The 10832-nt window shown below is 71.9% G+C and carries 11 protein-coding genes and 2 tRNA genes; 9 read left to right on the forward strand and 4 right to left on the reverse strand.

Annotated features, from left to right (window positions below):
- Nucleotides 1-50: 50 nt before the first annotated feature.
- Nucleotides 51-1055 (reverse strand): 3-methyladenine DNA glycosylase, encoded by a 1005-nt coding sequence (locus BN12_RS11415; protein WP_327152652.1) that lies wholly within the window; start codon nucleotides 1053-1055, stop codon nucleotides 51-53.
- A 45-nt stretch (nucleotides 1056-1100) separates the two neighbouring features.
- On the opposite strand from BN12_RS11415, the gene BN12_RS11420 reads away from it, so the two are divergent.
- From BN12_RS11420 to BN12_RS11435, 4 genes are all read left to right on the forward strand, one after another.
- Complete coding sequence (locus tag BN12_RS11420) at nucleotides 1101-1874, forward strand: fumarylacetoacetate hydrolase family protein (protein WP_048552570.1); 774 nt, start codon at nucleotides 1101-1103, stop codon at nucleotides 1872-1874.
- A 66-nt stretch (nucleotides 1875-1940) separates the two neighbouring features.
- Nucleotides 1941-3461, forward strand: a complete 1521-nt coding sequence (gltX, locus tag BN12_RS11425) for a glutamate--tRNA ligase (protein WP_083454593.1) — start codon at nucleotides 1941-1943, stop codon at nucleotides 3459-3461.
- Nucleotides 3462-3626: 165 nt separating this feature from the next.
- A tRNA-Gln gene (locus BN12_RS11430) sits at nucleotides 3627-3701 on the forward strand.
- 108 nt (nucleotides 3702-3809) lie between these two features.
- Nucleotides 3810-3882, forward strand: a tRNA-Glu gene (locus tag BN12_RS11435).
- Between the two features lie 204 nt (nucleotides 3883-4086).
- On the opposite strand, the gene BN12_RS11440 is transcribed toward BN12_RS11435, so the two are convergent.
- Nucleotides 4087-4842 (reverse strand): IclR family transcriptional regulator, encoded by a 756-nt coding sequence (locus BN12_RS11440; RefSeq protein WP_048552572.1) that lies wholly within the window; start codon nucleotides 4840-4842, stop codon nucleotides 4087-4089.
- Nucleotides 4843-4984: 142 nt separating this feature from the next.
- Here BN12_RS11440 and leuC point away from each other — a divergent pair, with 142 nt between their 5' ends.
- The 3 genes from leuC (at nucleotide 4985) to BN12_RS11455 (ending at nucleotide 7998) form a co-directional block, all read left to right on the forward strand.
- Nucleotides 4985-6400 (forward strand): 3-isopropylmalate dehydratase large subunit, encoded by a 1416-nt coding sequence (gene leuC / locus BN12_RS11445; protein WP_048552574.1) that lies wholly within the window; start codon nucleotides 4985-4987, stop codon nucleotides 6398-6400.
- Nucleotides 6400-6993, forward strand: coding sequence for a 3-isopropylmalate dehydratase small subunit (leuD, locus tag BN12_RS11450; protein ID WP_048552576.1), 594 nt, complete (start codon nucleotides 6400-6402; stop codon nucleotides 6991-6993). Before leuC ends, leuD begins: the two co-directional genes overlap by 1 nt.
- Before the next feature lie 381 nt (nucleotides 6994-7374).
- Nucleotides 7375-7998, forward strand: coding sequence for an HU family DNA-binding protein (locus BN12_RS11455; RefSeq protein ID WP_048552577.1), 624 nt, complete (start codon nucleotides 7375-7377; stop codon nucleotides 7996-7998).
- A gap of 51 nt (nucleotides 7999-8049) precedes the next feature.
- Here BN12_RS11455 and BN12_RS11460 read toward each other — a convergent pair whose 3' ends face one another.
- Nucleotides 8050-8268: a hypothetical protein gene (locus BN12_RS11460; protein WP_048552582.1), complete on the reverse strand. Its 219-nt coding sequence runs from the start codon at nucleotides 8266-8268 to the stop codon at nucleotides 8050-8052.
- 9 nt (nucleotides 8269-8277) lie between these two features.
- On the reverse strand, nucleotides 8278-8925 hold the full coding sequence (gene cofC, locus BN12_RS11465) for a 2-phospho-L-lactate guanylyltransferase (protein WP_048552584.1): 648 nt from the start codon (nucleotides 8923-8925) through the stop codon (nucleotides 8278-8280).
- Between the two features lie 114 nt (nucleotides 8926-9039).
- On the opposite strand from cofC, the gene BN12_RS11470 reads away from it, so the two are divergent.
- Together BN12_RS11470 and BN12_RS11475 are read left to right on the forward strand one after the other, a co-directional pair.
- A complete protein-coding gene (locus tag BN12_RS11470; protein WP_053080015.1) occupies nucleotides 9040-9795 on the forward strand; it encodes a lysophospholipid acyltransferase family protein in 756 nt (251 codons plus the stop codon).
- Nucleotides 9792-10790, forward strand: a complete 999-nt coding sequence (locus BN12_RS11475) for an NAD(P)H-dependent glycerol-3-phosphate dehydrogenase (protein ID WP_048552588.1) — start codon at nucleotides 9792-9794, stop codon at nucleotides 10788-10790. Before BN12_RS11470 ends, BN12_RS11475 begins: the two co-directional genes overlap by 4 nt.
- Nucleotides 10791-10832: the final 42 nt, after the last annotated feature.

Consider the following 10832-nt stretch of genomic DNA (forward strand, 5'->3'; position numbering starts at 1 on the left):
CAGTCCGCCGGCAGCGGATCGGCCGGCACCCGGCCGCGGTCCGGAACGCCTCAGGGGGCGAGCGCCGCGAGGAGCCGGGCGCGGAGCGCGTTGCCGCGCCGGGCCACGTCGCGCTGGGCGGCGATGTATGCGGCCTTGCCCTCGGGGGTCTCGACCGGCAGCGGCTCGTAGCCGAGCTCGCGCAGGTCGTAGGGGGAGGCCCGCATGTCGAGCTCGCGTAGTTCCCGGGCGAGCTCGAAGCAGTCCGCCGTCAGCTCGCTCGGGACGAGCGGCGTGAGCTTGAAGGCCCACTTGTAGAGGTCCATCGCGGCGTGCAGACAGCCGGGCTGCTCGGTGTCGAGCTGGGTCGCCCGGAGCGGCCGGGTCGCGTTGAGCGGCGCGGCGGACGGTGTGAAGAACCGGTAGGCGTCGGCGTGCGTGCACCGCAGCCGGTGCGACTCGACGACCTCGTCAGTGCCCGACCGGCCGAGCCGCAGCGGCCACCCGGCATGGCGCACCTCCTCCTCGCTCGCGCGGTGCACCATGGCCCACTCGTGGAGGCCGAAGCAGCCGAGCTGTGCCGGCCGGGAGGCCGTGCGGGAGAGCAGGTCCCGTACGAAGTCGACCGTCGGCCGCCGCTGCCGGAGGAACCCGTCGAGGTCGAGGCGCACCCCGGCGCCGTCGGTGACGTAGTGCGCCCACCCGGCGCGTGGCATACCCGCTGCCTCCTCGAGCACCACACCGGGACCGGGGTGCCAGCGCCGCAGCCGTCCCGGGGAGTGGCGGTAGTAGACGAAGAGGAAGTCCTCGACCGGGTGCGCGCGACCCTCGGCCCGCCGCGTGCGATGCCCGGCCGTCAGCGCGTCGACACGCGCCTCGTGGGCCGCCTCGAGCCGCTGCCACTCCGCCCGAGCCAGGCCGACGGTGGTGCACAGGCCCCGATCGGGTGCCAGATCGCCAGCGGCGCACAGGTCCCGATCGGGTGCCAGGCCGACGGTGGTGCACAGGCCCCGATCGGGTGCCAGACCGCCGGGGGTGGGCGACTGCCCTCGGGCGGGCGTGGTGGTTCCGGTCACGACCAGCAGGGTAGGACGTTCCGAGGGGCGCCTAGGGTGTGGCGTATGCGGATCGCACGGTTCACGACGGGCGAGGACCCGGCATACGGTCTCGTCGACGGCGCGGGGGAGAAGATCGCCGAGATCACCGGCGACCCCCTCTACACGAAGATCGAGCTGACCGGCGCCACGCACCGCGTCGAGGACGTGCGGCTGCTCGCCCCGGTCATCCCGCGGAGCAAGGTCATCGGCATCGGGAAGAACTACGTGGACCACGCCAAGGAGATGGGCGGCGAGGCACCGGACGTCCCGCTCATGTTCCTCGTGCCCAACACGGCGGTCGTCGGACCGGGCGACCCGGTCCTCATCCCGTCCGGCCTGACCCAGGAGGTCCACTACGAGGGGGAGCTCGCGGTCGTCATCGGCCGGCTCTGCAAGGACGTCGCGCCCGAGGACACCGGCAAGGTCATCTTCGGGTACACCGTCGCCGACGACGTGACCGCTCGCGACCTCCAGCGCGGCGACGGCCAGTGGGCGCGCGCGAAGGGGCTGGACACCTTCCAGCCGCTCGGGCCGTGGATCGAGACCGACCTCGACCCGAGCGACCTGCGGATCACGACCCGCCGCGACGGCGAGGTCGTCCAGGACGGCACGACCGCCGACATGGTCCACGGCGTCGCCGAGCTCGTTGCCCACGCGAGCGCGGCGTTCACCCTCCTGCCCGGGGACGTCATCCTCACCGGCACGCCCGCGGGCGTCGGACCGGTCGTCGCCGGTCAGCGCGTCGAGGTCGAGGTCGAAGGCATCGGGGTGCTGTCCAACCCGTTCGTCGAGGCCTGACCCGTCGGTCGACCGGCCGCACGGGGTCCGTGCCCCACGTCGGCGCGCCCTAGGATCGAGGCCATCATGACTACCGCCGACACCGGTTCCGTCCGCCTGCGCGTCGCCCCCTCGCCGACCGGCGACCCGCACGTCGGGACGGCCTACATGTCCCTGTTCAACCTCGCCTTCGCCCGCCAGCAGGGCGGGCGGTTCGTCCTGCGGATCGAGGACACCGACCGTGCCCGGTTCCGCGCCGACAGCGAGCAGCAGGTCTTCGACACCCTCCGCTGGCTCGGCCTCCCGTGGGACGAAGGCCCGGACATCGGCGGTCCGTATGCGCCGTACCGCCAGTCCGAGCGGCTGGACACCTACGCCCCGTATGCCGAGCGCCTCCTCGCCGAGGGGAAGGCATACCACTGCTGGTGCTCGCCCGAGCGGCTCGCGCAGATGCGGGAGGACCAGCAGCGGCGCAAGGAGCCGACCGGCTACGACCGGCTCTGCCACGGCAGGACACGGGAGGAGCGGGCGCTGCTGCCCGGCTTCAGCGAGACGCCGGTCGTGCGGATGCTCATCCCCGACGACGTCGACCTCGTCTTCGACGACCTCATCCGCGGCAAGGTCAGCGCGCCCCGGCCGGACGACCAGGTCATCGTCAAGGCCGACGGGTTCCCGACCTACCACCTCGCCGTCGTCGTCGACGACCACGAGATGGGCATCACCCACGTCGTCCGTGGCGAGGAGTGGATCTCCTCGACGCCGAAGCACCTCCTCCTCTACCGGTGGCTCGGCCTCACCCCGCCGGCGTTCGCCCACATGCCGCTGCTGCGCAACGTCGACAAGTCGAAGATCTCCAAGCGGAAGAACCCCGCGGCCCGGCTCACCTGGTTCCAGGAGGAGGGCTACCTCCCCGAGGCCCTCGTCAACTTCCTCGCGCTGCTGGCCTACCCGCCCCAGCAGGACGCCGAGGGCCACGACGTCGAGGTCTTCCCGTTCGACGACTTCTCCCGCGACTTCGACTGGGCCAAGGTCAACCCGGTCGGCCCGATCTTCGACCTCAAGAAGCTCGACTGGCTCAACGGCGTCTACATCCGCGAGCTCGAGCTCGGCGACCTCGCCTCACGCCTCCTGCCGTACCTGCAGCGCGACGAGGTCCTCGGCGACCAGCCGACGCTCGGCGAGCTGGCCCGGCTGGAGAAGGTCACCGCGCTCATCCAGACCCGGATCGCCAAGCTCTCCGAGGCGACCGCTCTCGTCGCGCCCTTCTACGTCGCCGACCAGGATCTCGAGATCGCCGACGACGCCCGAGCGGGCCTTCGCGACGACTCGGCCCAGGTGCTCGACACGGCTCTCGACGTCCTCGACGGACTGCCCGACACCCACGCCGGGACGCTCGGCTCCGAGCCGTCGTGGACCGCGCCCGTCATCGAGGAGGCCCTCCGCTCGGCCATCGTCGACGGGCTCGGCATCAAGGCCCGGTTCGCGTTCGGACCGCTGCGCACCGCCGTCTCGGGGCAGCGAGTCAGCCCGCCCCTGTTCGAGTCGATGGAGATCCTCGGCAAGGCCTCGACCGTCACCCGCCTCCGGCGCCTGCGCGAGTCCCTCTGACCGCTGGTCGGTCTCGCCCGGACCACGCGATCGACCTCGCCGGGCCGGGAGCCGGCTCGGCGGTCGTCGTCCCGCTGATTTGGGGGCCCACCGGGGGCTTCGGTAGAGTCTGCCCTTGGTTCGTGAGCCGCGCCGTCTTCGGGCGGAGGGGCCACGATACCCCCTTGGGGTATGGTGTAATTGGCAACACAGCTGATTCTGGTTCAGTCGTTCTAGGTTCGAGTCCTGGTACCCCAGCCATCGACCCTCGCCGACGGGCGGGACGCGGTCGATTCGGAGATCACCACACCGCACGATATGGTGTGCTCCGCTGTCCGAAGGGCCCCGGCCCGGAGGACACCTGCTAGAGGCCCCGTTGTGTAGCGGCCTAGCACGCCGCCCTCTCAAGGCGGTAGCGCGGGTTCGAATCCCGTCGGGGCTACGTGAGACGACAGGACCCCCGGCCGACGTGGCCGGGGGTCCTGTCCGTATGCCGCCCCTGGGCTTGGCGACGCGGTCGACTGGCTTGTTGGTGAGCCGGCCGACGCTCTGACGTGGGTCAGGTCACCACGAGGAAGTGCCTCGTCGAGGCCGGGCGTACGGGTGTGCGGAGGCGGGGTTGGGCGCCCCGGGCGGGAGGTCCGGATCAGACGGCGTTCTGGGCGGCCTGCTGGGCCTCCTGCTGCGCCGCGTGGCGGGCGAGGACCTCGGTCAGCTTGTTGGCGCCGGCCATGACGGTCGCGGCATGCAGCCGGCCCGGCTGGCGGGACAGGCGCTCGATGGGGCCGGAGATCGACACGGCGGCGACGACACGGCCGGAGGGTCCCCGGACGGGGGCCGACACCGAGGCGACGCCGGGCTCGCGCTCGCCGACGCTCTGCGCCCAGCCCCGACGGCGGACGCCGGACAGGGTCGTCGCCGTGAAGGCCGCCCCGTGGAGGCCGCGGTGCAGCCGGTCGGGCTCCTCCCAGGCGAGCAGCACCTGGGCGGCCGAGCCCGCGAGCATCGTGAGACTGGCGCCGATGGGGATGGAGTCGCGCAGACCGACCGGGCGCTCGGCGGCCGACACGCAGATGCGGTGGTCGCCCTGGCGGCGGAAGAGCTGGGCGCTCTCGTTCGTGTGGTCGCGCAGCGCCCCGAGAACCGGCCCCGCGGCGGCGAGGAGCCGGTCCTCGCCGGCGGCCGCGGCGAGCTCGGCGAGCCGAGGCCCGAGGACGAACCGGCCCTGCATGTCGCGCGCGACGAGGCGGTGGTGCTCGAGGGCGACGGCGAGTCGGTGGGCCGTGGGCCGGGCCAGGCCGGTCGCCGTGACGAGCTGGGCGAGGGTGGAGGGTCCCGCCTCGAGGGCGCCGAGGACTACCGCGGCCTTGTCGAGAACGCCGACCCCACTCGATGTGTCCATGCCTTGATATTGCCGTCTCATTGCCTGAGACGCAAGTCCGCGTGACCCAACGGCGTGTAAATCTCTCCTGACACGCACCGATGCGGGCGAGCCCCGTGGTGCGCTGGAGCCGGCATACGGTGTGGTCTGGAAGGTGGAAGTGATGTCGGGAACGCTGGCGGAGAAGGTCTGGGAGTCGCACGTCGTCCGGCGCGCCGAGGGGGAGCCGGACCTGCTCTACATCGACCTCCACCTCCTCCACGAGGTGACGAGCCCGCAGGCCTTCGACGGCCTCCGCCTCGCCGGCCGACCGCTCCGCCGGCCCGACCTGACCCTGGCGACCGAGGACCACAACGTCCCGACGACGCCCGGTCCGATCCTCGACGTCGTGAGCCGCACCCAGGTGGAGACCCTGCGCCGCAACTGTGAGGAGTTCGGGGTCCGGATCTTCCCGATGGGCGACGCGGAGCAGGGCATCGTCCACGTCGTCGGGCCGCAGCGGGGGCTGACCCAGCCGGGCATGACGATCGTCTGCGGCGACAGCCACACCTCCACCCACGGAGCCTTCGGCGCGCTGGCCTTCGGCATCGGCACCTCCGAGGTCGAGCACGTCATGGCGACGCAGACGCTGCCGCTCAAGCCGTTCCGGACGATGGCGATCACCATCGAGGGTGAGCTCCAGCCCGGCGTGACGGCCAAGGACGTCATCCTCGCCGTCATCGCGAAGATCGGCACGGGCGGCGGTCAGGGCTACGTCCTCGAGTACCGCGGCAGCGCGATCCGCGCGCTGTCGATGGAGGCCCGGATGACGATCTGCAACATGTCGATCGAGGCCGGGGCGCGGGCCGGCATGATCGCGCCCGACGAGACGACGTTCGACTACCTCAAGGGCCGCCCGGACGCGCCGCAGGGCGAGCTGTGGGACGAGGCGGTCGCCGACTGGTCGACGCTACGGTCCGACGACGACGCCGTCTTCGACGAGGTCGTCGACATCGACGCGAGCAGCCTCACGCCGTTCGTCACCTGGGGGACCAACCCCGGCCAGGGAGCCCCGCTCGGCACGAGCGTGCCGGACCCGGAGTCCTTCGGCGACGAGAACGAGAAGGCCGCAGCCCAGCGGGCCCTGGAGTACATGGGGCTGGCGGCGGGCACCCCGCTGCGTGACATCCACGTCGACACCGTCTTCGTCGGCTCGTGCACCAACGGCCGGATCGAGGACCTGCGGGCCGCCGCCGACATCGTCAAGGGACGCCACGTCGCCGACGGCGTCCGGATGCTCGTCGTTCCCGGCTCGGCCCGCGTGCGCCTCCAGGCCGAGGCCGAGGGCCTCGACCGGGTCTTCACCGATGCGGGTGCCGAGTGGCGCCTCGCGGGCTGCTCGATGTGCCTCGGGATGAACCCCGACCAGCTGGCGCCGGGGGAGCGCAGCGCCTCGACGTCCAACCGCAACTTCGAGGGCCGGCAGGGCAAGGGCGGGCGGACCCACCTCGTGAGCCCGCTCGTCGCCGCCGCGACGGCCGTCCGTGGCACCCTGTCGAGTCCTGCCGACCTCGACGCACTCGTGGAGGAGACCGTCTGATGGAGCGTTTCACGACCCACACCGGCATCGGGGTTCCGCTGCGCCGCAGCAACGTCGACACCGACCAGATCATCCCGGCGGTCTACCTCAAGCGCGTCACGCGGACCGGCTTCGAGGACGGCCTGTTCGCCGCCTGGCGCAAGGACGACACCTTCGTCCTCAACAACCCCGCGTATGCCGCGGGCTCGGTCCTCGTCGCGGGCCCCGACTTCGGGACGGGATCGTCGCGCGAGCACGCCGTCTGGGCTCTCATGAACTACGGCTTCCGCGTGGTCATCTCCTCCCGTTTCGCCGACATCTTCCGTGGCAACAGCGGGAAGCAGGGGCTGCTCACCGCCCGCCCGAGCCAGGACGACGTCGAGCTGCTGTGGAAGTACCTCGAGAACGAGCCGGGCGCCTCGATCACGGTCGACCTGGAGAGCCGGACCATCGTCGCAGGTGACATCGTCGCGCCGTTCGAGGTCGACGACTACACGCGGTGGCGGCTCCTCGAGGGCCTCGACGACATCAGCCTGACCCTGCGCAACGAGGCCGACATCACCGCCTTCGAGGCGACCCGACCGGCCTACAAGCCCGTCGTCGCATCGTCCTGAGCGTTTCCCCGGCGTGTCGCGGCACGCCGGAGGAGCCGTTGTGCGGTAACCGAATCGGCGTCCGCGTCGGCTCACACCCGCTGCAGCTCCTAGGGTTTCGCTTCGTGTGAAAAGCCTGTGGTATGCCGTTGTGACACAACGGAACTCGTCCTCGCCGTGCTTACCGGTCGTCGTCGCGACGTGTGGCTCGTGTGAACCATGTGGTTGCAGTGATGAGCCGGAACGGTCCTGCTCGGGACCGGATCTTGTTGTGGGGCAACACAAACGGCGGCGCAGTGATGGACTCGCGCAGCCCGGCGGCATACCGTTCTGGACAGGTCGGACACGGTCCGGCTGCCAGGTCGGGGGCCGACCTGGCCCGCAACAGACCATGGAGACGACGTGAACAAGGGTGAACTGATCAAGGCCCTGGAAGACAAGCTGGGCAGTCGAAAAGCCGCGTCGGACGCGCTCGAGGCCGTCCTCGACACGATCATCCGCGAGGTCGCCAAGGGCGGCAAGGTGGGCATCACCGGCTTCGGCACCTTCGAGAAGGCGGCCCGTGCGGCCCGGACCGGGCGCAACCCGCGCACCGGCGAGAAGGTCCGCATCAAGAAGACCTCCGTCCCGCGGTTCAAGGCCGGCACGTCCTTCAAGATCGTCGTCGCCGACCCGCGCAAGCTGCCCAAGACGGCCTCGACGATCGGCCGCGCACCGGCCGGATCGGCGACCGCCACCGCGACGAAGGCGGCGGCGAAGAAGACGACGACGGCGAAGTCCACCACGGCGGCGAAGAAGACGACGGCCAAGGCCGCGCCCGCCAAGGCCGCGCCCGCCAAGGCCGCGGCGAAGAAGACGACGACGAAGGCCGCTCCGGCGGCGAAGAAGACGACGGCCAAGGCCGCGCCCGCCAAGGCGGCCGCGAAGAAGACGACGACGAAGGCCGCTCCGGCGGCGAAGAGGACGACGGCGAAGTCGGCACCCGCCAAGAAGGCGCCCGCCAAGCGCGCGACGAAGAAGGCCTGACGACACCGTGTGCGAGGTGCCCCGGTCCTGCAGGACCGGGGCACCTCGTCGTCAGCGGATGGGTTGCTCCGGGCCGATCCCGACGATCCACAACCGGGTGACCGTCGTCGCGTCCGGTCCGAGGACGATGCTGACCCGCTGGCCGGGACGCACGTGGCGGAGCGTGCTCGCGGCGAAGACGCGTCCGGTGAAGGTCACCTCGCGCCCGTCGTCGAGCAGAGCGCTGCCGAACCCGTCGGACTCGTCGAAGGTGTGGATGCTCGCCTGCACGGTCCGACTCTATGGGCTGCAGACGGCGTCGGGGAGCAGCGCGGTCGTCGCGGGACCGCACCCGAGCGAGACCGCGGCGCGGAGGTCGTCGGCGTCGTCGACGTCCGTGCGCAGCGAGGGCACCTCGAGCGCCAGCGGGCGGTACCCCGCCGCTGCGTGGGCCGCGGCCGACCCGGTGCCGAAGTGGACGTCGTGGGGCGTGCCCGCCCGCGCGAGGAGCAGGGTCGTGCCGGTGTCCCCCCGGTCGGCGACGAAGCTGCGCTCCTGTCCACCGCCGGCGGAGAGGGCCGCCGCGAGCTCGTCGGAGCGCAGGGCCGGCAGGTCGCCGAGCAGGACGGCCCGGTCGACGTGGAGGGGCAGGACGGCGAGGCCCGCCTCGACGGCTGGCACGAGACCCGTTCCCGGATCGGCGACGACGTGGGCCCCGGCGGCCCGCACCGACGCAGCGAGGCCGGCGTCGCTCGTGACGACGACGACCCGGTCGACGGGGACGACCCTTCGCAGGGCGACGAGGGCGTCGCACGCCATGGCGAGAGCCAGCTCGCCGCGGTCCACCCCCGGGGGAGGGACGAGCCGGGTCTTGGCCCCGGACCTGCCCTTGACGGGGACGACGACGTGCCAGGTGGGCACGGAGAGGGGGCCGGGTTCGATGTCCATCGGGTCCATCGTCGCAAGTGATGCCGCCACTGCCTATTCTGTGCGGGAGGTTGCGCCCTCACCTGCCTCGATGCCGTGCGGGGGCCCGTCATCGCCGACAGATGTGGAGCACGCGTGAGACGTCCGAGGACGCCCGTCCCACCCGCATACCGCTTCGCCGCCTCCATCCTGCGACCGACGATGCGCGCGCTCACGCGCCACGAGTGGCACGGTGCCGAGAACCTCCCCGCCACAGGCGGATTCCTCGCTTGCAGCAACCACGTGTCGTACGTCGACCCCATCTCGCTCGCGCACTTCCTCTACGACAACGACAAGCCGCCGCACTACCTCGCCAAGCACGAGGTCTTCGCGGTCCCGGGTGTCGGGGCGATCCTGCGCCATGCCGACCAGATCCCCGTCTATCGCGAGTCCGCCCACGCCGTCGAGGCGTTCCGCGCGGCGGTCGCGGCGGTCGATCGCGGCCACTGCGTCGTCGTCTATCCCGAGGGGACGATCACCCGGGATCCCGGCCTGTGGCCGATGACGGGCAAGACGGGGGCCGCGCGGGTCGCCCTCGCGACGCGCTGTCCTGTCATCCCCATCGGACAGTGGGGACCCCAGGCCCTCCTCGCGCCGTACGCGAAGAAGCCGCACCTGGTCCCGCGCAAGACCATGCACGTCACGGCCGGGCCCGCCGTCGACCTGTCCGACCTCTACGACGTGCCGGAGACCAGAGAGGTCCACGTGGAAGCAACGAACCGCATCATCGCCGCCATCACGACGATCGTCGAGGAGCTCCGGGGCGAGACCGCTCCCGAGGAGCGATGGGACTCGCGCAAGCACGGGCAGCCGCCGACCGGCGACTTCCGCCACCAGGACGGTGCCGCGTGACGAGCGCGGCCGTCCTCGGGGCGGGCAGCTGGGGCACGGCATACGCGAAGGTCCTCGCGGACGCCGGGACGACGGTGCGGATGTGGGGGCGCAGCGGCGCCACCGTCGACGAGATCAACGTCGGCAGCAACGAGGGCTACCTGCCCGGGATCCGGCTCCCCGCGGCGATCTCGGCGACCCAGGACGTCGACGAGGCGGTCGCCGGCGCCGACGTCGTCGTCCTCGCCGTGCCGAGCCAGACCCTGCGCTCCAACCTCGGGGCGTGGGGCGACGTGCTGACGCGGGCGCGGGCCGTCGTGTCGCTCATGAAGGGCGTCGAGCTCGGCACGACGAAGCGGATGAGCGAGGTCATCCACGAGGTCGGCGGCGTCGACCCGGCGCGCGTCGTCGTCGTGTCGGGCCCGAACCTCGCGCGCGAGATCGCCCTCGAGCAGCCCGCCGCCTCCGTCGTCGCCTGCACCGACCTCGACACCGCCGAGCTCGTCGCGCGGGCCTGCGCGGCGCCGTACTTCCGCCCCTACACCAACCCGGACGTCGTCGGCACCGAGCTCGGCGGCGCGGTGAAGAACGTCATCGCGCTCGCGGTCGGGATGGCCGAGGGGCTGGGCCTCGGCGACAACACGAAGGCGTCCATCATCACCCGGGGGCTCGCCGAGACGACCCGCCTCGGCGTCCGACTCGGGGGCGACCCGGCGACCTTCGCCGGTCTCGCCGGCGTCGGCGACCTCATCGCGACGTGCATGTCGCCGCTGTCGCGCAACCACATGTTCGGCGCGAACCTCGGCAAGGGCATGACGGTGGAGGAGGTCGTCGCCGTGACGAGCCAGACCGCCGAGGGCGTCAAGTCCTGCTCCTCGATCTACCAGCTGGCCCGCGACCACGACGTCGACGTGCCGATCACCGAGCAGGTCAACTTCGTCGTCACCGAGGGCCGGACCCCCCAGGAGGTCGTCGCCTCGCTGCTCGGCCGGGCCCGGAAGGTCGAGACGGCCTGAGGCCCTGCGTCGTCACCGCGCCGACCGCCACGATCGCGTCGC

It is taken from the genome of Nostocoides japonicum T1-X7 (genome assembly GCF_001046855.1).
Lineage (GTDB): Bacteria > Actinomycetota > Actinomycetes > Actinomycetales > Dermatophilaceae > Nostocoides > Nostocoides japonicum.